At 68.7% G+C, this 19,148-nt stretch carries 24 protein-coding genes; 7 read left to right on the top strand and 17 right to left on the bottom strand.

The genetic code is table 11. The features are described from left to right. Nucleotides 1-179: 179 nt before the first annotated feature. Both L3K22_RS04070 and L3K22_RS04065 read right to left on the bottom strand, forming a co-directional pair. Nucleotides 180-317 (bottom strand): hypothetical protein, encoded by a 138-nt coding sequence (locus tag L3K22_RS04070; protein ID WP_263310268.1) that lies wholly within the window; start codon nt 315-317, stop codon nt 180-182. Next, nucleotides 314-1,561 carry an APC family permease gene (locus L3K22_RS04065; protein ID WP_263310267.1) on the bottom strand — a complete coding sequence of 416 codons (1,248 nt, stop codon included), beginning with the start codon at nt 1,559-1,561 and terminating at the stop codon, nt 314-316. Before L3K22_RS04065 ends, L3K22_RS04070 begins: the two co-directional genes overlap by 4 nt. A 161-nt stretch (nt 1,562-1,722) precedes the next feature. Between L3K22_RS04065 and L3K22_RS04060 the strand changes: the two genes are divergently transcribed. After that, entirely contained in the window at nt 1,723-2,031 is a 309-nt protein-coding gene (locus L3K22_RS04060) for an Rv3488 family transcriptional regulator (protein ID WP_263310266.1), read from the top strand. A 53-nt stretch (nt 2,032-2,084) separates the two neighbouring features. On the opposite strand, the gene L3K22_RS04055 is transcribed toward L3K22_RS04060, so the two are convergent. Together L3K22_RS04055 and L3K22_RS04050 are read right to left on the bottom strand one after the other, a co-directional pair. Continuing rightward, nucleotides 2,085-2,516 carry an arsenate reductase ArsC gene (locus L3K22_RS04055; protein ID WP_263310265.1) on the bottom strand — a complete coding sequence of 144 codons (432 nt, stop codon included), beginning with the start codon at nt 2,514-2,516 and terminating at the stop codon, nt 2,085-2,087. 48 nt (nt 2,517-2,564) lie between these two features. Next, nucleotides 2,565-2,999, bottom strand: coding sequence for an ArsR/SmtB family transcription factor (locus tag L3K22_RS04050; RefSeq protein WP_263310264.1), 435 nt, complete (start codon nt 2,997-2,999; stop codon nt 2,565-2,567). Between the two features lie 86 nt (nt 3,000-3,085). On the opposite strand from L3K22_RS04050, the gene arsB reads away from it, so the two are divergent. Together arsB and L3K22_RS04040 are read left to right on the top strand one after the other, a co-directional pair. Next, the gene (gene arsB / locus L3K22_RS04045) at nt 3,086-4,204 is read left to right on the top strand and encodes an ACR3 family arsenite efflux transporter (RefSeq protein WP_263310263.1); all 1,119 of its coding nucleotides are present in this window, start codon (nt 3,086-3,088) and stop codon (nt 4,202-4,204) included. Next, nucleotides 4,201-4,638 carry an arsenate-mycothiol transferase ArsC gene (locus L3K22_RS04040; RefSeq protein WP_263310262.1) on the top strand — a complete coding sequence of 146 codons (438 nt, stop codon included), beginning with the start codon at nt 4,201-4,203 and terminating at the stop codon, nt 4,636-4,638. Before arsB ends, L3K22_RS04040 begins: the two co-directional genes overlap by 4 nt. 44 nt (nt 4,639-4,682) lie before the next feature. On the opposite strand, the gene L3K22_RS04035 is transcribed toward L3K22_RS04040, so the two are convergent. The 5 genes from L3K22_RS04035 to fdxA all read right to left on the bottom strand — a co-directional run bounded on the left by L3K22_RS04035 (nt 4,683) and on the right by fdxA (nt 8,487). Further along, nucleotides 4,683-4,958 carry a PLP-dependent transferase gene (locus L3K22_RS04035; RefSeq protein WP_263310261.1) on the bottom strand — a complete coding sequence of 92 codons (276 nt, stop codon included), beginning with the start codon at nt 4,956-4,958 and terminating at the stop codon, nt 4,683-4,685. Between the two features lie 53 nt (nt 4,959-5,011). Next, nucleotides 5,012-6,295, bottom strand: coding sequence for an MFS transporter (locus L3K22_RS04030; protein WP_263310260.1), 1,284 nt, complete (start codon nt 6,293-6,295; stop codon nt 5,012-5,014). Beyond that, nucleotides 6,285-6,950, bottom strand: coding sequence for an ArsR/SmtB family transcription factor (locus tag L3K22_RS04025; protein WP_263310259.1), 666 nt, complete (start codon nt 6,948-6,950; stop codon nt 6,285-6,287). Before L3K22_RS04025 ends, L3K22_RS04030 begins: the two co-directional genes overlap by 11 nt. 162 nt (nt 6,951-7,112) lie before the next feature. Then, nucleotides 7,113-8,057, bottom strand: coding sequence for an arsenic resistance protein (locus L3K22_RS04020; RefSeq protein ID WP_444542276.1), 945 nt, complete (start codon nt 8,055-8,057; stop codon nt 7,113-7,115). 82 nt (nt 8,058-8,139) lie between these two features. Then, the gene (gene fdxA, locus L3K22_RS04015; protein ID WP_263310258.1) at nt 8,140-8,487 is read right to left on the bottom strand and encodes a ferredoxin; all 348 of its coding nucleotides are present in this window, start codon (nt 8,485-8,487) and stop codon (nt 8,140-8,142) included. Here fdxA and L3K22_RS04010 point away from each other — a divergent pair. Further along, nucleotides 8,486-8,959 (top strand): MerR family transcriptional regulator, encoded by a 474-nt coding sequence (locus L3K22_RS04010; RefSeq protein WP_263310257.1) that lies wholly within the window; start codon nt 8,486-8,488, stop codon nt 8,957-8,959. The genes fdxA and L3K22_RS04010 overlap by 2 nt on opposite strands. A 141-nt stretch (nt 8,960-9,100) precedes the next feature. Here L3K22_RS04010 and L3K22_RS04005 read toward each other — a convergent pair whose 3' ends face one another. The 7 genes from L3K22_RS04005 to cmtR form a co-directional block, all read right to left on the bottom strand. Next, nucleotides 9,101-9,925, bottom strand: coding sequence for a C40 family peptidase (locus L3K22_RS04005; RefSeq protein WP_263310256.1), 825 nt, complete (start codon nt 9,923-9,925; stop codon nt 9,101-9,103). Between the two features lie 363 nt (nt 9,926-10,288). Then, the gene (locus L3K22_RS04000) at nt 10,289-11,128 is read right to left on the bottom strand and encodes a cytochrome c biogenesis CcdA family protein (protein ID WP_263310255.1); all 840 of its coding nucleotides are present in this window, start codon (nt 11,126-11,128) and stop codon (nt 10,289-10,291) included. Next, nucleotides 11,125-11,724, bottom strand: a complete 600-nt coding sequence (locus L3K22_RS03995) for a TlpA family protein disulfide reductase (protein ID WP_263310254.1) — start codon at nt 11,722-11,724, stop codon at nt 11,125-11,127. The genes L3K22_RS04000 and L3K22_RS03995 overlap by 4 nt, the downstream gene beginning before the upstream one ends. 65 nt (nt 11,725-11,789) lie before the next feature. Beyond that, nucleotides 11,790-12,317, bottom strand: coding sequence for a vitamin K epoxide reductase family protein (locus L3K22_RS03990; RefSeq protein ID WP_373317988.1), 528 nt, complete (start codon nt 12,315-12,317; stop codon nt 11,790-11,792). Between the two features lie 97 nt (nt 12,318-12,414). Then, nucleotides 12,415-13,065, bottom strand: a complete 651-nt coding sequence (locus L3K22_RS03985) for a DsbA family protein (RefSeq protein WP_263310252.1) — start codon at nt 13,063-13,065, stop codon at nt 12,415-12,417. Then, complete coding sequence (locus L3K22_RS03980; RefSeq protein ID WP_263310251.1) at nt 13,062-15,185, bottom strand: heavy metal translocating P-type ATPase; 2,124 nt, start codon at nt 15,183-15,185, stop codon at nt 13,062-13,064. The genes L3K22_RS03985 and L3K22_RS03980 overlap by 4 nt, the downstream gene beginning before the upstream one ends. Next, nucleotides 15,182-15,553 carry a Cd(II)/Pb(II)-sensing metalloregulatory transcriptional regulator CmtR gene (cmtR, locus tag L3K22_RS03975; protein WP_263310250.1) on the bottom strand — a complete coding sequence of 124 codons (372 nt, stop codon included), beginning with the start codon at nt 15,551-15,553 and terminating at the stop codon, nt 15,182-15,184. Before cmtR ends, L3K22_RS03980 begins: the two co-directional genes overlap by 4 nt. 98 nt (nt 15,554-15,651) lie before the next feature. Between cmtR and L3K22_RS03970 the strand changes: the two genes are divergently transcribed. Continuing rightward, nucleotides 15,652-16,956: an Nramp family divalent metal transporter gene (locus L3K22_RS03970; protein ID WP_373317987.1), complete on the top strand. Its 1,305-nt coding sequence runs from the start codon at nt 15,652-15,654 to the stop codon at nt 16,954-16,956. Nucleotides 16,957-16,999: 43 nt separating this feature from the next. Next, on the top strand, nt 17,000-17,665 hold the full coding sequence (locus L3K22_RS03965; RefSeq protein ID WP_263310248.1) for a metal-dependent transcriptional regulator: 666 nt from the start codon (nt 17,000-17,002) through the stop codon (nt 17,663-17,665). A gap of 82 nt (nt 17,666-17,747) precedes the next feature. Here L3K22_RS03965 and L3K22_RS03960 read toward each other — a convergent pair whose 3' ends face one another. After that, nucleotides 17,748-18,368, bottom strand: coding sequence for a hypothetical protein (locus tag L3K22_RS03960; RefSeq protein ID WP_263310247.1), 621 nt, complete (start codon nt 18,366-18,368; stop codon nt 17,748-17,750). A gap of 177 nt (nt 18,369-18,545) precedes the next feature. Between L3K22_RS03960 and L3K22_RS03955 the strand changes: the two genes are divergently transcribed. After that, nucleotides 18,546-19,121, top strand: coding sequence for a hypothetical protein (locus tag L3K22_RS03955; protein WP_263310246.1), 576 nt, complete (start codon nt 18,546-18,548; stop codon nt 19,119-19,121). Nucleotides 19,122-19,148 lie beyond the last annotated feature (27 nt).

Raw genomic sequence — 19,148 nt, 5'->3', positions numbered from 1 at the left:
TTCGTGGCGACCGGAGAGCTGAGAGCGCGACGATGCGGAAGGCGTCGCTGTATCGGCCCGCAGAGCCGTGGCCGTCCTGAAAATTTCGGTGTTGGACTGCTCCGCTTGCTTGCCAGGTGTCCGAGTCTGCGACGTGACCGGTTCGGCCAATCGATGGATGCTTCCGATGGTCTGCGGAGTCACGAGCATGCGCAGCCGCGAATGGGCACGTGGGTGCGCGATTCGCTGTTGGCGTTGGCAGCAAGCGTCCGAAGATCGAATCTTGGCGCGATGCGGATCATCTTGAGGACCTTGCTGCGCGCCTGCTGCGGGATCATCCCCGTCGACGTCGTACCACGCGATAGCAGATGCCGATCAGGAACATGCCTACTCCGGCTGCAATCGAGACCGGGGGCAGCGTGAAGATGAGTACGACGCATCCCAGTGCCCCGAGTATCTGCAGAAGCTTTGGATAGAGGCGTTGCGAGTCGCTCTGGGTGTAGGCGGCGACGTTGGCGACGAAGTAGTACAGGAGCACTCCGAACGAGGAGAATCCGATCGCTCCTCGCAGGTCCACCAGGAGGACGATCACGCTGACGACGACCGCCAGGGTGATCTCTGCTCGGTGGGGGACCCGGTGTCGCGGGTGGACTGAGGCCAACCATTCGGGGAGGTCGCCGTGTCGGGCCATGGCAAGGCTGGTCCGTCCGACGCCAGCGATCAGTGCCAGCAGGGCTCCGAGCGCCGCTGCCGCTGCTCCGATGCGGACGAGTGGTCCGGCCCAGTCCCATCCGCGGGCGAGGACCACATCGACCAGAGGCGCGTTGGATGTCGCGACGGTCTGGGCCCCGATCGTCAGGAGTAGCCCTACTGCGACGAGCAAGTAGATCGCCACGGCGAGGCTCAGGGCGGTCAGAATCGCGCGAGGAATGGTGCGCTGAGGTTCCTTGACTTCTTCGCCCATCGTGGCGATCCGGGCATAGCCCGCAAAGGCGAAGAACAGCAGTCCCGCTGACTGCAAGACCCCGTACCAGCCGCCAGTGACAGTCAGCGACGCCCATCCATCGGCCGCGGGGGCGCCGCTGCTGAGGCCGGCAATCACGATGACGGCGAGAACGGCGAGCACCACAGTGACGATCACGCGGGTCGCCGCAGCCGTGCGTGTTACCCCGAAGTAGTTGACGAGGGCTAGTCCCAGGATCGCTGCGATGGCGACTGGCTTCTGCCATGGTTCCGGCACTGCGTACGCGGCGAAGGTCATGGCCATGGCGGCGCAGCTGGCTGTTTTGCCGATGACGAATCCCCAGCCGGCGAGGAATCCGGGCCATGGTCCGAGGCGTTCTCGACCGTAGACGTAGGTGCCGCCTGAGGTGGGGTACTGCGCGGCCAGCTGCGCGGAGGACGTGGCGTTGCAGTACGCCACTGCCGCGGCGATGAGCAGGCCGATGAGGAGGCCGGCCCCTGCCGCCGCGGCGGCGGGTGCGAAGGCGGCGAAGATGCCGGCACCGATCATTGACCCCAAGCCGATGACGACGGCGTCACCTGTGCCTAGTCGACGGGCGAGCGTGTTCGGACTGTTCATGGGTTCAACTCTCCGGGCTGGGTTGTCGGGGCGCACTCCATCACGTCTCATATCGTAGTCCGATATCGGTACCCGATGTGATGGTCGCTGGGGCCAACGGGGGCGGCGCGCGTAGACTTGTGTCTCGATTTCGGTTCCAGCACCAACGAGGAGAGCGTGGAGTGCGCGACTTCCAGCGCGGGGCAGTACGTCTGCACATCCTTCATCACGCTGTCGAAGGCGAGATCCACGGGGCATGGATGGCGGCCGAGCTCGCGGAGCACGGGTATTCGATCAGTCCCGGGACCCTGTATCCCACGCTCCATCGTCTTGAGGCCGATGGTTTGCTGACCTCGTTCGCTCGAACCGTCGAAGGGCGCAATCGCCGTATCTATCGCGCGACTGATGCCGGACGCATTGCCCTGGCTGACGATCAGCGTGCCTTGGCCGAACTCGCTCAAGAGGTCCTCGGCTGGCGTCCGCCCCAGTAGGCATCCGCCCACGAGTCGTCCGCTACGACGATGTGTAGCTGGCGTAGCTCGGGTCAGGACCGAGGGGTGCTGTCCGGAGAGTTCTGTGACTGCAGACTCTCGATGAGCTCCTCGACCCGCTTGCGGATGTCGTCGCGGATGTGACGTACGTCCTCGACGCCCTGGCCGGCGGGATCGGGCAGCTCCCAGTCCTCGTAGCGCTTGCCGGGGAAGATCGGGCAGGCGTCCCCGCAGCCCATCGTGATCACCACATCCGACTGCTGGACGGCGTCGCGGGTGAGCACCTTCGGGCTGGCCGAGGTGATGTCGATGCCCTCCTCGGCCATCGCCTGCACTGCGGTGGGGTTGATCGAGTCGGCGGGGGCGGAACCGGCTGAGCGCACCTCGATGCGGTCTCCCGCGAGGTGGCGCAGCCAACCAGCGGCCATCTGGGAGCGACCGGCGTTGTGGACGCAGACGAAAAGGACGCTGGGGCGATCGGGCATGGGGTCTCCTGTGAGGCATGGGGGCGGGCTTGGAGGGGGGAGGGGAGGTCAGCTCAGGTCGAGGAAGGCGCGCAGTTCCGCGAAGGCTGACGGGATGACCGAGTAATGCGCCCAGCGCCCTTTCTGCTCGCGGGTCAGCAGGCCGGCATCGACCAGCTTCTTCATGTGATGGCTGACGGTGGGCTGGGAGATGCCGAGCGGCTCGGTGAGGTCGCAGGCGCACACGTCGCCGCATCCGCGTGCGGTTACGTGGGAGAGCAGCTGCAGTCGGGTCGGGTCGGAGAGTGCCTTCAGGCGCATGGCCAGGTGCTCCGCCTCTGCGGCGTCGATTGGTCCGGCGCCGAGAGTGCAGCAGTCGATTTCGGCCGACGGGTCGGAGTGGCAGCGGACGGCGTCGGGACCCGGTTCCTGGTCGCAATCGGTGCGGTCGACTGCCGAGCCCCTGGTCGTGATGTTTACCGGGCGGGCGGAGGTGGAGGACATGGGCGCACCTTACATTGACGATTGTCTATGCATCAGGCTAGCGTTCGCATCGATATCCGTCTATAGGAAGAGGTGGGCATGTCGTGATGACGGGCACAGCACCGAGCGCACATACCGGGGTCGCCGGGAAGATGTCGACCCTGGACCGGCTCCTGCCGGTCTGGATCATCGCCGCCATGATCCTCGGCCTCGCCCTGGGTCGCTTCGTGCCCGGGCTGAACCAGGTCCTCGAGAGCATGTCCGTCGCCGGGATCTCCATCCCGATCGCCATCGGCCTGCTGGTGATGATGTACCCGGTCCTGGCCAAGGTTCGCTACGACGAGACTCGCCGAGTGACCGCGGACAGGAAGCTCATGGCGCTGTCGCTGGTGCTGAACTGGATCGTCGGCCCAGCGCTCATGTTCGCCCTGGCCTGGCTGCTACTCGCGGACCTGCCCGAGTACCGCACCGGGCTGATCATCGTGGGGCTGGCCCGCTGCATCGCGATGGTCTTCATCTGGAACGACCTCGCCTGCGGTGATCGCGAGGCCGCCGCCGTGCTGGTCGCCATCAACTCCGTCTTCCAGGTCATCGCCTTCGGCGCGCTCGGCTGGTTCTATCTCCAGGTCCTGCCCTCCTGGCTGGGACTGCCCGTGACCTCCGCCGAGTTCTCCGTCGGCGCGATCGTGCTCTCGGTGCTGGTGTTCCTCGGCATCCCGCTGCTGGCAGGCTTCCTCACCCGGATGTTCGGAGAGCGCGCGAAGTGCCGCGACTGGTACGAGAATCGATTCCTGCCGACGATCGGTCCATGGGCGCTGTACGGTCTGCTGTTCACGATCGTGCTGCTGTTCGCCCTGCAGGGAGACGCGATCACCTCCAGCCCCGGGGACGTGGCCCGCATCGCCCTGCCGCTGCTGGCCTACTTCGTGGGCATGTTCCTGGTCTCGCTGCTGGCCTCCCGCGCCGTGGGCCTGAACTACGCGAAGTCGACCACCGTCGCGTTCACCGCCTCCGGCAACAACTTCGAGCTCGCCATCGCCGTCGCGATCGGCACCTTCGGCGTCACCTCCGGGCAGGCGCTCGCGGGCGTCGTCGGCCCCCTCATCGAGGTCCCCGTCCTCGTGGGGCTGGTCTACGTCTCACTGTGGCTGGGCCCCCGTCTGTTCCCCGGCGACGTCACTCTCCCCGCGCCCTCCACCCGCACTCGCGAGAAGGTCCCCGCATGAGCATCCAGCCCTCCGCCACCCCGTCAGTCCTGTTCGTCTGCGTGAAGAACGGCGGCAAGTCCCAGATGGCCGCCGCCCTCATGCGCCACCACGCCGGGGACACCGTCGCCGTGCACTCCGCCGGCACCCGTCCCGGATCGTCGATCAACGCACAGTCGGCCGAGGCGATCGCGGAGGTCGGTGCAGACATGTCGACCGCCGTCCCGCAACCGGTCACCCCTGAACTGCTGCGCAGCGTCGACCAGGTGATCCTCCTCGGCGGCGAGGCCGTCATCGAACCGATCGACGGCATGACCGCACCGGTCACGACCTGGCTCACCGACGAACCTTCCCAGCGGGGGATCGAAGGGATGGAGCGGATGCGTCTGGTCCGCGACGACATCGACGTCCGGGTGAGGGCCCTCCTGGACGATCTGGCGCCTTCCGTCCGCTGATTCCCAGGGGCCAGGGCTCGCATGCTCTCGACCTCTCCGACAGCTCAGCCGCCTGGCACCGGTGTCGGCTCTTCTGCCGACGCCTCGGCGCCCTCGATCCCGGCCAGCGTCTCTTCGAGCGCGAAGGTTGTCGGGTTCAGGCCGTACCTGGTGTACAGGGCACCGGCCATCCGGCCCTCGACCACGTCGAGCAGCTCGGCGGTCGAGAGGAATGCGAAGGTCGTGGTGTTGTAGACGGGCAGATGGGGTGCTCCGTTGGGGTCCTTCAGGGTCGTGCCGTGGATGGCGCGGGTCGACTGTCCGTGGGAACGATCGGACATGGACTCCTCCGCGGGATCGCGGTGGGCGATGGGGTGGACGGTCCGGGGGCGGGTCACTGGGGCGGAGGGACGTCTGCGGCGAGGCGGCGTCGGTTCCCCAGCAGCACGGGGACGAGCAGCACGGCGAGCACTCCGCCGGTCAGGGCGAGAATCTGGAAGCTGGTCGCCGTCATGAGCAGACCGGAGGCGGCGCCGCCGCCGGCACCGGCGAGGGCGATGAGCACGTCGATCGTGCCCTGGGTCTGCGGGCGGTTCTCCGGAACGGTGGCGTCGACGACCAGGGCCGTCCCGGAGACCAGCCCGAGGTTCCAGCCCACTCCGAGCAGGACCAGCGCGAGGACCAGGAGGCCGAGGGAGTCCCCGGGAGCGAGCGCGGCGAGGACTCCCGCGCCGAGCAGGGTCGCGCCGGCGGCGATCGCCACCGGGAACCGCCCGACCCTGTCGACGAGGGTGCCGGTAAACAGGGAGGGCAGCCACATCGCGCCCACGTGCATCCCGATCACGAGGCCGACGGCACCGAGGCCGTGGTGATGGGCGCTCATGTGCACCGGGGTCATCGTCATGATCGCGACCATGGCGATCTGGGTGAGGACCATGATGAGGGCCCCCACGTAGGCACCCGTCCCCACGCGTGCCCGCCCGGCCGTCCGGCCGGGGCGGACCGCCGGGGCGGTGGTCGCGGCGATCTGTCGCGCGAGCAGGTAGGGGTCGGGGCGGAGGAAGGCGAAAAGCACCACGCCCGCGGAACTGTAGGCGACCGCTGCCAGGAGGAACGGGCCCGCGAGGGCGGGGATGCCGAGGGAGGTGGCGAGAGTGCCCATCGGTTCGATGAGGTTCGGGCCGGCGACGGCGCCGAGGGTTGTCGCCACCATCGCCATCGAGGTGCCGAACCCTCGCCGGCGGGGGAGTGCGAGATCGGAGCCGGCGTAGCGGGCCTGGAGGTTCGTCGCGGTGCCCGCCCCGTAGACGAAGAGCGCGGCGAACAGCAGCGGCACCGAGTCGGCCTGTGCCGCGATGACAACCCCGGCCGCACCGACACCGCCGGCGAGGAATCCGAAGGCGAGGCCGCGGCGGCGACCGAAGGCGCGGGTCGAGCGGCCGACCAGGAACGCCGCGAGCGCCGACCCCAGGGTGAACAGTCCCGTGGGGAGGCCGGCGAGGCCGTCGCTATCGAGCATGTCCTGGGCCAGGAGCGCCCCAACGGAGATGCCGGCGGCGAGACCTGCCCCGCCGAGGATCTGGCTGGCGATGACGACGGTGAGCGTGCGCCGGTGGACGCGGGCGCGCTCGTGCTCGCTCACCGCGCTCGTGAACGCGGAGGTTGTCTCATGCACCATCGAGGGCGACCTCCCGCGTGGCGCGCCACTCGACGACGCCCTCATCCAGGACGCGGGCGTCGATGCCTCGTGCGCGCAGCGCGCTGGCGGCCTCCCGGGCGAGCCGGCACAGCTCTCCGCGGCAGTAGAGGACGACGATCGCGTCCTCGGGGATCCCCTTCGAGGAGTCGTCGAACGTGCCGATCGGCATCGACACGGCGCCGGGGAAGTGCCCGGCGTCGTACTCGCACCGGGGTCGCACGTCGATGACGAGCATCTCGGCGGTGACGGTGCCCGCGTCCATCTCGGGGACGTCGGTGTCGAGCTGTCCGCGGAACTCGTCCAGGGAGCGCCGCATCTGCGGGTAGCGCTCGAGCGCGACCCGCTTCGCGGCGGTGTACAGCTCCGCGACGTCGTCACCGGCGAGCCGGTAGAAGATGTGCGCGCCGTCACGGCGGGTGGTGACGAGACCGGCGCGGCGGAGATTCTGCAGTCCGGCCGAGGTGGTGGTCACGCCCTGCCCGGACATCCGTGCCAGGGCGTCGACGTTGTGCTCGCCCTGCGCCATCAGTTCGAGGAGCTCGAGCCGGCGCGGGTTCGAGACGGCCTTGAGCACGTCCGCGAACGCGGTGAAGACCTCCGCCTTCGAGGGCCCTCCAGCATTCCATGTAGTCATGGAATGAGCGTACGGTACTCCGCGAGCTACGGGCGAGCGCTGCGGGCAGGAGTGTCTGCGCCTGAAGCACACCTTTACGCGGCCCGACCCCGGGGAGGTCCGTGTGATCTCCCCTCACGGTGCTTTGCGGGTGCGCGACCGCCTTTGCTTACGGCGCGTCGGTCACGCCTGTTCCGGAACGATGCGAGGGATCAGCTCGACCAGCACGACCATCGCGACGAGCTCGATCAAGGTCTGCATGACCACGACCAGCGGAGCAAGGTCGTATGCCGGCGGGAGCGCGAGGACCAGCGGCAGGACGACAAGCGAGTTCCTCGTCACGCCGCTGAAGGCGACCGCGCGAATGCCGGGTACATCGAGTCCCGCCGCGCGGCCCGCCAGGATCCCGGCTGGGACCATGATGACGACGAAAATTGCGTAGACCGGTGCCGCGAGCAGCAGGGAGCTGAGCTGCTGACCAACTGCGGCCACTTGGGATGTGACGACCACGGCCAGCGTGAGCACCATGAGAGGCACCATCGCTCCCATCGCGGCGCTCTCGGCTCTCTGGCCAAGGCGGGATCGGGTAGCGAAGATCTGTGTGAGCGCGGCTGCGATGAGCGGCAAGGCGATGATGAGCGCGAACGCTTCAGCGAACGGCCAGAACTCAACGGACCTGACGAACTCCCCCCCGACGAACAGCCATAGGTACAGGGGCAGCAGGAGCATCTGGGCGAGCATCAGCAGCGGCGCGGCGGCGAGCAGCCGCTCCTCGTCACCACCTGCGAGACCCGAGAAGACGATGACGTAGTCGATGCACGGGGTCAGCAGGACGAAGAGCACCCCGACGAGGAGGACCTGGTCGTGGGCGACGATGCGCGAGAGCAGCCACACGATCGCGGGCACGATCACGAAGTTCAGCACCGTGAGGGTGCCGAGGAATCGCCAGTTCGTGAATGCTTGTCCGAGCCGGCTCAGCGGGATGCCGAGGAACGTCGTGTAGAGCAGTACGGCGAGGACCGGGTGTATCGCGAGCTCGGCCGGGTGTGCGAGCTCGGGTACGGCGAGTCCGACGGCGAGACCGAGAGCTAGGCCTGCGACGTACAGAGCCACCTGGTGTCGTTCCATCCTCTTCACGATCACGCGCACGTCTTCCCCCTGGGGTCGGTCTCGCATGGTCACGTGGGTCTGCAGCGGCGCTCAGGGCCGCTCAACTGGCGCCACGGGAAGCGTCGATCTCGCTGCTCTGAGTCGGGAGGGCCGTGACGATCGGATGGTCCTTGTCGATGAGGCCCATCTTCGCCGCGCCGCCGGGCGAGCCGATGTCGTCGAAGAATTCGACGTTGGCGCGGTAGAAGTCGGCCCACTGGTCAGGCAGATCGTCCTCGTAGAAGATCGCCTCCACGGGGCACACGGGCTCGCAGGCCCCGCAGTCGACGCACTCGTCGGGTTGGATGTAGAGCATCCGCTGGCCCTCGTAGATGCAGTCGACGGGGCATTCGTCCACGCATGCGCGGTCTTTGACGTCCACGCAGGGAAGAGCGATCACGTAGGTCATGCCGACGACGTTAGACCTTGCACCCGGGTTGAAGGTCAAGGTGGTGAACCGTAGGCTCGATCACATGAGGATCTCTGAGGTTTCCGAGAGGACCGGGGTTCCGGCGAGCACGCTGCGCTACTACGAGCGACTCGGGGTGCTCGCCGCGGACCGACACGCCAACGGGTATCGGGACTTCGGCGAGGAGCATCTCGAGCGCCTGGAGTTCATCGGATCGGCCAAACGGCTCGGTCTCGAACTGCCAGAAATCCGTGAGCTGCTGGATCTTGCGGACTCCGGCACGTGCACCGACGTCAAGGCCACGCTTCAGCCGCTGCTCGCAGCGCAGATCAGCGCCCTCGAACAGCAGATCCGGGCGATGAGCGAGATGCGACGACAGCTGCTCGAGGCACGGGGCCACGTCGATACCTGCCCCGACAGTGACGAGCAGTGCCGCTCCGAGTGCGCCTTCCGGTCGTTCATCGGGTCCTGATCAGGTGACGGGTGCGCAGATCCCGGGGCGACGCCTGACCTGCGTGCCGGAGACCTGTGTTGCCTGCGCCCCGCTGGCGAATGCCGAAACGGCGTGCACTCCACCGTCCGGTGGTGTGCACGCCGCTCGTGATTGCTGGTGTCAGCGGAAGGAGATGAAGGTGGGGTTTCCCCAGATGGTGCGCTCGGTGACGGCGCCGGGGGAGCGGCCCGCATCGACGACCTTGTCGCCGCCGGCGTAGATGCCCATGTGGCCGGGCCACACGACGAGATCGCCGGGCTGTGCCTCGGACTTCGAGACCTGGGTGCCCGCGGCAACCTGCTGGCCGGAGGTACGGGGGAGGTCGATTCCGACCTGCTTGTATGCGTACTGGGTCAGACCGGAGCAGTCGAAGCTCACGCCGGGGTTGCTGGAGCCCCAGGAGTAGGAGGCGCCGATCTGGGTGCGCGCGGCATCGACGATGGCCTCGCCGCTGCTGGAGGTGGATGTACCCGAGGTGGGGACGGAGGTGCCGGACCCGCCGATGGAGGCGCCGCCGTTGAGGGAGCCACGGGTCTCGGGGCCCACGACGCCGTCGATCTGGAGGCCGTTGGCGCGCTGGTAGTCCTTCACCGCGCCGTGGGTGAGCTTGCCGAACTTGCCGTCGACGGCGAGGTCGGCGCCTTCGTCGTTCAGCGCTGACTGGAGCTGCTCGACATTGGAGCCCTGGGAGCCCCAGCGGAGCTGCTCCGAGGAGTGGAGTGCAGCGGTCGGGGCCGGGGCGGCGGGCGCGGCGGTCGACGAGGAGATGGCGGGGGCGGATGCCGGGGCGGCGGGGGCTGCCTGGGCGGCGCCGCCGGCGAAGGCGGAGCCGAGCAGCACGGTGCCGAGAACGGCGGCGCCGCCGGTGCCGCGCAGGGCGCGTCCGCTGTGGCGGAGGGGGGTGACTGCGCGGCCGGGCGCGCGGTGGGAATTGCTCGTGGCCATGAATGGTCTCCGTGATTATCCCCGTATCGTGCGGGGAGAGTCGGGCATTGGGTCGCGGCAACGCAAAAGCAGCGCAAGTATCGGGAAGAAACTCTCGTACCTCGTAACCGGTGCAACTAACGTACCCAGGGGTCGGAGCAGAAGGAACGGCGAAGGGTGATCCTGGTCAAGGACTTCACCTGCTCTTGAACCAGGGTCACGGCTCCCCGGCGCCCCGTACCTTCTCTTTACTCTTCCCCGGTGACCCAGTGGGGTTCACGTCACGGCTCTCGTGGACCATTCTGGCACGCGACGCCGTGCCGATTGAGCAGCTCACCTCGCGGTGATTCCGGACATGTGTCGTGAGGGTGGCCGTCCGGGCGCTCACACTGCGGGTTGGAATGAGGCGATGGAGCCTTGGAGCTGGTCCATCCAGGAGGCCCATGTCCCCGTGAGCAGCAGCAGGCCGATGCTGATCAGCAGGACTCCGGAGAGGATTCCGAGGAGTCGTCGGTGGCGCGAGAGCGCCCTGCTCACACCGATGGCCTTGTCCAGTAGGAGTGCGCTGATGACGAAGGGGATCCCCAGGCCGAGGGAGTAGGCGAGGGCGAGGACGGCGCCTCGGGTCGCGCCGGAGTCACCGGCTCCCGGGTCGAGGGAGAGTGCGATGATCGCGGCGTAGGTGGGGCCGATGCACGGGGTCCAGCTCAGGCCGAAGACGAAGCCCAAGAGTGGGGCTCCCAGGAGTCCGGTGTCGGGTTTCTTCTTCGTCGCCTGGATGTTTCCTGAGAAGCGCGGCAGGAGCCCCATAAAAATGAGTCCCATGAATATTACGATGATTCCTGCGATGCGGTTGATCCACACTGCATGTTCCTGCAGTAGATACCCCACTGCGCCGGCGAATCCGCCGAGCGCCATGAAGACGGTCGCGAATCCGGCGACGAACAGGACGCTGCCTGCCAGCATTCTCCCAGCTCCCGGTCGGGTAGTCCGACGCTGGCTATCAGGGCCCTTGGCGCTTGGATTTGTGCGGATTCCTGCAGGTATTCCTTGGCGCTGTCCGGCGAGTCCAGAGACGTACCCGAGATATCCGGGCACGATCGGCAGCACGCACGGCGAGAGGAAGGCGATCAGACCCGCGATCGCCGCCACGGCGATGGCCAGTGCGAGTGATCCGGACAGAGCGATCGACTGGAAGGTCTCCGCCAGACCGCCCCCAGTCATGACGCCGCCTCCTCGAGAACGCCGTCGAGCATCGCCCGCAGGATCGAGGGGTCGATTGCTCCGGAGATCCTGCCGGCCACCCGTCCCTCGTGATCCAGGACGAGTGTCGTCGGAACGGCATTGGGCGCGACGACTCCACGGAGCTTGTACATGACCTCGGACTGCTGGTCGGGGATCGACGGGTAGGTGATGCCGTAGTTCTCCTCGAAGGCCTGGGCGGGCCCTGCGCCGTCGCGGAGGTTGATGCCGATGAAGGCGACTCCTTGGTCGGCGTACTCCTCGTGGATGGCCTGGAGGTCCGGGGCTTCGACCCGGCAGGGTGGGCAGGAGGCGTACCAGACGTTCACGACGAGGACGTTGCCGCGCTGCTCGACCGCGTCGAACGCGTCGCCGTCGTAGGTGGTCCCGGAGAACTCGAGGGGCTCGCCGCGGTCCTGGGGGGCGATCTCCGTGGTGACTCCGTTGCCGGAGACGTATCCGGAGCTTTCGGAGTCGTAGCGGTCGCTGGTGTCGGAGCTACTGCAGGCTGTGGTCAGGCCGATGGCGGCGGCGAGCCCGGTCACCTGGAGGAGCTGTCGCCGGGAGCGGGCGGGCATGGTGGCTTTCCTTCGGGAGTGGGATGGTGTGGGGTCGGAGGCGCTGGCCGCGCTGGTGCCGTTGCTCAGAGCAGCGTGGACCAGTAGTCCCAGAACCTCACCGTGATGAGGGTCAGGATCGCGAGATACCAGACGACGAGCACCGGCAGGCGGAACTCGTGCAGGAGTGCGACCGCCCGGCGCGCCGAGGTGGAGGCGCCGCGGGTCCATAGGCGCAGATGGTGGAGGGTGCTGAACCAGAAGAGCGGGATCGTGACGGCCCAGACGACCATGCAGTACGGGCACAGGGCCCCGATCTCGTACAGGCTCTGTCCGATCAGCCAGTGCACGAACAGCACGGCGAAGGTGACGCCGATCTGGATCAGCACACTCATCCATCCCGCCATGCGGGCTCCGGCGAGGACGGCGAACCCGAGGGCGAGGACGGCGGAGAATCCCGCGATCCCGAGGATCGGGTTGGGGATGCCGATCGCCGAGGCCTGCGGCGTGGCCATCACCGAACCGCAGGACAGGACCGGGTTGAGGCTGCAGGAGGGGACGTAGGCGGGGTCCTCGATCAGTGCGATCTTCTCAACCAGCAGTACGGCGGCCATGAGCAGGCCGATCGCTCCGGTGGCGGTGAAGAGCGCACCGAGGCCACGGGTGCTGCCGCTCTCCGGCGGGGCGTGAGGAGGGGTGGTGTTCACGCGCTCAGCCCTCGAGGGCGGCATCGAGCGGATCGGTGAGGTCCTCGACACGAGTGGGCTCCAGGCGCTTCCCGTCGACGAAGAAGGTGGGTGTGCCGGTCACGCCGAGGGCCTGGGCGTCGGCGGCGCTCTGCTCGATCCTCTTCGCGGTGGCGGGGTCGTCGTAGACCTCTTCGAAGCGTTCCATGTCCAGCCCGATCTCCTCCGCGTAGGAGAAGAACAGCTCTCGCTGGGACGTCTCCTGGTGGCCCCACTCGGTGGCGTTGTCGAACAGGGCCTTGTACATCGCCTCGAACTCGCCCTGGTCCTTCGCGGCCTCCGCGGCCTGGGCGGCTTCGACGGAGTTGCCGTGCAGCGGCAGGTAGCGGACCACGAACGTGACCCGGTCGCCGTACTCGGCGCGGAGCTCTTCGACGGTCGGGTAGAGCGACAGGCAGGCCTCGCACTCGAAGTCGAGGTACTCCACGAACACGACCTCGCTGCTGCCTTCGGAGAGGCGGGGGCTGTCCTCACGCACGAGCTGAGGGCCTGCGGAGTCCGAGGCCTCCGGTGCCGCCGGTGTGTCCTGCCCGCGGTCGGGGATGAGGAGGAATCCTGCGAGGACCAGTGCCGCGGCGGCGATCAGTCCGATGGTGAGTTTCGTGCTGCGGCTCATGCGGCGGCCTCTCGGGTGGGGGTCGTCTCGTGCGGATCCTGCCGGACGGGGCTGGACGTCCCCTGCAGGGCGAGGCCCTTGGTGCGGGCGGCGCGCATGCCGTTGGCGATGACGACGACCTCTGCGGCCTCGTGCACGAGAACCACGGCTGCGAGCCCGAGCACGCCGAACAGGGCGAGCGGGAAGAGCACCACGATGATCGCGAGCGCCAGGGCGATGTTCCCGGTCATGATCCGTCGCCCCCGGCGGGCGTGGGCGAGGGCGGCGGGGAGCTGGCGCAGGTCGGTGCCGGTGAAGGCGACGTCGGCCGATTCCACCGCCGCGGCGGTGCCGGTGACGCCCATCGCGATCCCGACGGTCGCCGAGGCGAGGGCGGGGGCGTCGTTGATGCCGTCGCCGATCATCGCGGTCGGGGACTGCTCGGCCAGGCGGCGGATGTGGGCCGCCTTGTCGGCGGGCAGCTGCTCGGCATGGACCTCGTCGATGCCGGCTTCCGTCGCGATCGCCCGCGCGGTCAGCTCATTGTCGCCGGTGAGCATGACGGTGCGGATCCCCTGGGAATGCAGGGAGGCGACGGCCTCGGCGGCTTCGGGGCGCAGCTCGTCGCGGATCCCGATCGCGCCGATCACCTGGGAGTCCTCCTCGATCATGATCACGCTCATGCCCTGGGAGGCCATGTCGTGGGCGCGGTCCGCGAGTGCGCCGGGGGCGATCCAGCGGGGACTGCCGGCGCGCACGGTGCGGCCCTGCAGTGTTCCGGAGATCCCGTGACCGGGGATCTCCTGGACTTCGTCGGCCTCCGGGAGGGTGTCTGCGGCGGCGAGGACGGCGGCGGCGAGCGGGTGGGCGCTGACGGATTCGAGGGCGGCGGCGATCGCAAGGATCTCCTCGTCGCCGCGTCCGTCGACCGTCGCGACGTCCACGACGCGGGGCTGACTGCGGGTGAGGGTGCCGGTCTTGTCCAGGGCGACGGTGCGGATCGTGCCGAGCTGCTCGAAGGCGGCACCGGACTTGATGACCACCCCGAGCTTGCTCGCGGAGCCGATCGAGGAGATCACGGTGACCGGCACGGCGATCGCGAGCGCGCACGGGGAGGCGGCGACCAGCACCACCAGTGCCCGTTCGATCCAGGTCGAGGGATCTCCGGTGACGACGCCGACGAGGGCCACCAGTGCGGCGACGACGAGCACGGTCGGGACCAGCGGGCGGGCGATGCGGTCGGCGAGGCGCGCTCGCTCGCCCTTGGCGGCGTGGGCCTGGTCGACCAGGCGCACGATCTGGGTCAGGGAGTTGTCGCGTCCGTCGGCCGTGGCGCGCAGCGACAGGGAGCCGGAGCCGTTCACGGAGCCGGCGTGGACCTCGTCCCCGGGCCCGACCTCGACGGGGATGGACTCCCCCGTGATCGCGGAGGTGTCCACCCAGGACCGGCCCGACGCGATCACGCCATCGGTGGCGACGCGGTCGCCGGCGCCGAGCAGGAGCACGTCCCCGGCGCGGACGTCGGCGGCCGGCACGGTCTGCGGGCCGTCGGGGCGCTGGATCCGGGCGGTCTCCGGGATCAGGGCGAGCAGGGCGCGCAGCCCCTGCTTCGCGCGGTCCATCGAACGGTCCTCGAGGGCCTCGGCGAGGGAGAACAGGAACGCGAGCGCCGCGGCCTCGCCGACGTGACCGAGCAGCACGGCCCCGGTCGCGGCGATCGTCATCAGCAGGCCCACGCCGAGCCGTCCACGGCCGCGCCCCTGGACGAGGCGTCGCAGAGTGCTGGGCACGAAGGTCCAGGCCCCCGCGGCGAGGGCGAGGACGTGCACGATCAGTGCGACCAGGTCCAGGCCCGCCCAGTCGAGCAGCAGCCCGGCCACCCACAGGACCCCGGCAGTGGCGGGGAGCAGGAGGGAGCGGTCGCGCCACCACGGAGTGGACTGCTCGAGCTCGATCGGTTCACCTGGAGGTGCCGGGGTGGTGCTCCCGCAGCACGCGTCCCCGTCCTCGATCGGAATCGGTGCAGGCGTCGGCGCGGGGCCGCAGCAGGCGTCGGCCTCAGAGGCCGGGCGGGAGGTGAGGGTGAGCGGGGCCCGGGCGTTCGTGGTGGGTCGGGCGGGTCCGCAGCACTCGTCGCTCATCGGGCGATCTCCTCCGGGGTGGTGGCGTTGCAGCACAGGGGCACGTCGCAGTCCGCATCCGTGCAGGGCGTGCCGTCGTCGACGGCGAGCACCGTCTCGACCAGAGCGGACAGCGCCCGGGTGAGGTGTGCGTCGGCGATCTCGTAGCGCGTGCGCCGGCCCTCGGGGGCGGCGACCACGATCCCGCAGCCGCGCAGGCACGAGAGGTGGTTGGAGACGTTGGTCCGGGTCAGCGAGAGCTCGTCGGCGAGGACGGCGGGGTAGCCCGGGTGGTCGAGGAGGGAGAGCAGGATACGGGACCGGGTGGGGTCGGCCATGGCGCGGCCGAGGCGGTTCATGACATCGAGCTGCGAGGCTTTGGTCAGCATGCAATGACTGTACAGTGATCAGTGATAGGTCAGCAAGTGGTGACCATCGTAAGCGCCCGCTGCTACGCAAGAGAAGTTCGTGTAGGTTAACTTTCGTGATCCGCCCCGCACTTCCGCCGCCCAGCACCGACGACTCGCCTGCCCCCGACCAACGTCGGCAGGCCCGCGCGCCGCGAGACGGGACTGGACAGAGCAGGGCCTCCCTGCCATGGATGCTCGGCCCGGCCTTCGTCGCGTCGGTTGCCTACGTCGATCCCGGGAACGTTGCCGCGAACCTCACCGCCGGCGCGCAGTACGGGTACCTGCTCGTATGGGTGCTCGTCGCGGCCAATCTCATGGCCGTGGTCATCCAGTACCTCTCCGCCTCCCTCGGACTCGTCACAGGCTCCTCGCTGCCCGAGCTCCTGGGTCGGCGTCTGTCCCGTCGGCGGCGCCTGCTCTACTGGGCCCAGGCCGAGCTCGTCGCCGCCGCCACGGACCTCGCCGAGGTGCTCGGCGGAGCGATCGCCCTCCACATCCTCTTCGGCATCCCCCTCCTGCCCGGCGGAGTAATCGTGGGCGCGGTCTCGATGCTGCTCCTGGCGCTGCAGTCCTGGCGAGGCCAGCGGCCCTTCGAGTTCGTGATCACCGGGCTGCTCGCGATCATCACCGTCGGCTTCGTAGCCGGGCTCTTCCTCGGCGAGGTCTCCTGGTCCGAAGCCGCCGCCGGCATCGTGCCGCGCTTCGAGGGGACCCAGACCCTGCTGCTCGCCGCGAGCATGCTCGGCGCGACCGTCATGCCGCACGCGATCTACGCGCACTCCGCCCTGGCCCGCGACCGCCACGGCAGCGACATCAGCCCCGCCGCGCTCCCGAGACTGCTCCGGGTCACGCGCTGGGACGTGGCGCTCTCGCTGCTGGTGGCCGGGTCGGTGAACATCGCCATGCTCCTGCTCGCCGCCGGGAACCTCGCCGGCGTCCCCGGCACCGACACCATCGAGGGCGCCCACTCGGCGATCACCGAGGCGCTCGGCCCCGCCGTCGGGATCGCCTTCGGCATCGGCCTGCTGGCCTCCGGGCTCGCCTCCACCTCGGTGGGCTGCTACGCCGGCTCCACGATCATGGCCGGCCTCCTGCATCGCCGCATCCCGCAGGTGGCACGGCGGGCGATCACGCTGATCCCGGCACTGGTGATCATCGCCGCGGGCGTGGACCCCACCCGGGCGCTCGTCCTCTCCCAGGTGGTGCTGAGCCTCGGGATCCCCTTCGCCCTGATCCCGCTGGTGCGCCTGACAGGGGACCGGACCGTCATGGGACGCTTCGCCGCACGCCTCCCGCTGCGCCTGACGTCCTGGATGATCGTGGTGCTGATCGTCGCTCTGAACCTCGCCCTGATCGCGCTGATGGCGCTCGGGCTCGGCTGAACCGCGGGGCGGCCCGCCCCCGGGGTCGGCTAGCGTGGGGGCCATGGACCCCTCCGAGATCACTCCGGTCGCCCAGGACTACCTCAAGGTGATCTGGTCCGCGACCGAGTGGGGGGACGCGCCGATCACCACCTCCGCCCTCGCGGGGCGCTTCGGGACCAGCGCTCCGAACGTCACCGACACCGTCAAGCGACTCGCCGCTCAGGGGCTGGTCGAGCACCGGCCCTACAAGCCGGTCGAGCTCACGCCCGCTGGCCACGAGTACGCGGTGGCGATGGTGCGCCGTCATCGGCTGCTGGAGACCTTCCTCGTCGAGAAGCTCGGCTACTCCTGGGACCAGGTGCATGACGAGGCCGAGCGTCTCGAGCACGCCGCCTCCCAGATGCTCATCGAGCGGATCGACGAACTGCTCGAGCATCCCCGGCAGGATCCCCACGGCGATCCGATCCCCACCCCGGAGGGCCGAACGCACGTTCCTGAAGGGACGCTTCTCCTGGCCGATGCTGCACCGGGCGAATACCGGATCGTCCGAGTATCGGACGCATACCCCGCGCGATTGCAGGCTTTCGAGCTCCAGCGTCTTGTGCCGGGGCGCCAACTTCATGTGCTGGAGGACGGGGACTCGTACATCGTCCACAACGAGCAGAGCCTCCCCGTGCCGCTGGATCCCGCTGATTTCATGGCAATCCGCGTATCTCCGGTTGCCTGAGGCGAACGGCTTGGGGAGCGTGCGGCTCGCACTGAATGCTTCGTACGGCGGCGCGGATGAGACGCGGCGACGACACTCGGATCTATCCGTCTCCTTCGCTTCTCGTCCGGCGGGCGGTCGTCCGCACGGGTCGTGGCTCTAGTCGGAGGTCGTGGCAGCCAAGGAGCCAGTGCACCCAGCCGGTGCTGTGGCCGAGTGCGATGGAGAGTGTCTGCATGGGGACTCCATCGTCGATGACGGCACGGCAGGCTTCCGCCAATAGCCGTCCTTTGGATCCGCGTACGGCCCGTGCCCCTTCGCGGTTCCGCGGTGCCTGGGGACACGCCTCATATAGCTCGGTGATCCGCACGATCTCGTCATCGGACGGTGCACGACACTCGGAGAGGCGCGGGTACCGAGTCATCGCCGTGCGCTGCGCGGTTTCGAGAGCCGTACGGACTGCCTGCCGTGAGCAGCCGAGCCGGTCGGCGATCTGGTCGAGCGTCTCCCCGTCATACCTGCGCTGGACGACTTCGTCCACGTCGGCGATGGGCTGCTGGCCCCAGCGACGGAACGTGATGTCGTGGCGTGCGACGGTGAGTCGATAGACGTACTGGGGCGTGAGCTCGTAGGTCTCGGCGATCTCGCGCCATGACTCTCCGGCTCGGTATCGAGTGGCCGCGTCGTCGGCGATCTGCTCGCGTTGATCGTCGGTGAGCTTCACCTGGTGACCTCCCGCCTGCGTTGGAGGGTGACGCGCTGAGCATACGATCCGCACCCCTGGCCGGCTGCTCATTCGCGACGCCGGCCTGGCAGCATCGGCGTCAGGAACATGTCGTGGCCGGAGCCAGGCTGTCGGACCGTTCGTGCATCCTGTTCGGAACCGACGAAGGGACCCCTGATGATCACCGCACCGCTGGACCGAGACGACGTCGAAACGCTCCGCCGGGCACTGAACGGCTGCGCCGACGACCTGATGTCCACCCCGCCTGACGGACTCGCACCCGAATACGTGCACGCGGTCGAGTTGATCGCGAAGGGCGGCGGAGTGCAGTGGCCCGACACCGACATCCTCGGGAGTGATCTCATGAAGACGGCGTCGGAGCTTGAGCCGGACGTTTCTCGCCTGCCCGAGGCGATCCCGCCCGTGCTCAGACCGCTCGCTGGAGCCGCACTGGAGCGCTACGGGATCGAGATCGAGCAGGAAGCCGGCGGCGACATGGATGCCCGGAGCTTTGAGCAGGCCGAGGTCGACCGGGCTGAGCTCTTGGTCAACCTGCTTCTCGAGCTCGCAGTCCGCGTTGATGCAAAGCGGTGGAGTGGCGGCTGGGAGCTGTACGTCCTCGGTAGCGAGGATCTGGTGACGCAGGTCGAGGACATCGACGACGCCCCGACGATGGTGCGGGACCTCCTGGAGACGGTGTTTCCCGGCACGGACTTCAGCGCAGTCGTGTTCGACGTGCGCACTGCCGACTGACCCCGCTCGTCCCGCGACGGCCATCCT

The organism is Brachybacterium atlanticum, from assembly GCF_025669985.1.
GTDB classification, from domain to species: Bacteria; Actinomycetota; Actinomycetes; order Actinomycetales; family Dermabacteraceae; genus Brachybacterium; species Brachybacterium conglomeratum.
This window is presented reverse-complemented; position numbering and strand designations above follow the sequence as displayed.

Coding starts and splice junctions, on each gene's coding strand:
- L3K22_RS04000 (WP_263310255.1), bottom strand. CDS start 11,128: ATGACTGGGGGCGGTCTGGCGGAGACCTTCCAGTCGATCGCTCTGTCC.
- L3K22_RS04055 (WP_263310265.1), bottom strand. CDS start 2,516: ATGCCCGATCGCCCCAGCGTCCTTTTCGTCTGCGTCCACAACGCCGGT.
- L3K22_RS04070 (WP_263310268.1), bottom strand. CDS start 317: ATGATCCCGCAGCAGGCGCGCAGCAAGGTCCTCAAGATGATCCGCATC.
- L3K22_RS04010 (WP_263310257.1), top strand. CDS start 8,486: ATGCCGACGACGTTAGACCTTGCACCCGGGTTGAAGGTCAAGGTGGTG.
- L3K22_RS03955 (WP_263310246.1), top strand. CDS start 18,546: ATGATCACCGCACCGCTGGACCGAGACGACGTCGAAACGCTCCGCCGG.
- L3K22_RS04040 (WP_263310262.1), top strand. CDS start 4,201: ATGAGCATCCAGCCCTCCGCCACCCCGTCAGTCCTGTTCGTCTGCGTG.
- L3K22_RS03965 (WP_263310248.1), top strand. CDS start 17,000: ATGGACCCCTCCGAGATCACTCCGGTCGCCCAGGACTACCTCAAGGTG.
- L3K22_RS03985 (WP_263310252.1), bottom strand. CDS start 13,065: ATGAGCCGCAGCACGAAACTCACCATCGGACTGATCGCCGCCGCGGCA.
- L3K22_RS03990 (WP_373317988.1), bottom strand. CDS start 12,317: ATGGCCGCCGTACTGCTGGTTGAGAAGATCGCACTGATCGAGGACCCC.
- L3K22_RS04035 (WP_263310261.1), bottom strand. CDS start 4,958: ATGTCCGATCGTTCCCACGGACAGTCGACCCGCGCCATCCACGGCACG.
- L3K22_RS04065 (WP_263310267.1), bottom strand. CDS start 1,561: ATGAACAGTCCGAACACGCTCGCCCGTCGACTAGGCACAGGTGACGCC.
- L3K22_RS03995 (WP_263310254.1), bottom strand. CDS start 11,724: ATGCCCGCCCGCTCCCGGCGACAGCTCCTCCAGGTGACCGGGCTCGCC.
- cmtR (WP_263310250.1), bottom strand. CDS start 15,553: ATGCTGACCAAAGCCTCGCAGCTCGATGTCATGAACCGCCTCGGCCGC.
- L3K22_RS04030 (WP_263310260.1), bottom strand. CDS start 6,295: ATGGTGCATGAGACAACCTCCGCGTTCACGAGCGCGGTGAGCGAGCAC.
- L3K22_RS04005 (WP_263310256.1), bottom strand. CDS start 9,925: ATGGCCACGAGCAATTCCCACCGCGCGCCCGGCCGCGCAGTCACCCCC.
- fdxA (WP_263310258.1), bottom strand. CDS start 8,487: ATGACCTACGTGATCGCTCTTCCCTGCGTGGACGTCAAAGACCGCGCA.
- L3K22_RS04020 (WP_444542276.1), bottom strand. CDS start 8,057: ATGGAACGACACCAGGTGGCTCTGTACGTCGCAGGCCTAGCTCTCGGT.
- L3K22_RS03980 (WP_263310251.1), bottom strand. CDS start 15,185: ATGAGCGACGAGTGCTGCGGACCCGCCCGACCCACCACGAACGCCCGG.
- L3K22_RS04025 (WP_263310259.1), bottom strand. CDS start 6,950: ATGACTACATGGAATGCTGGAGGGCCCTCGAAGGCGGAGGTCTTCACC.
- L3K22_RS04050 (WP_263310264.1), bottom strand. CDS start 2,999: ATGTCCTCCACCTCCGCCCGCCCGGTAAACATCACGACCAGGGGCTCG.
- arsB (WP_263310263.1), top strand. CDS start 3,086: ATGACGGGCACAGCACCGAGCGCACATACCGGGGTCGCCGGGAAGATG.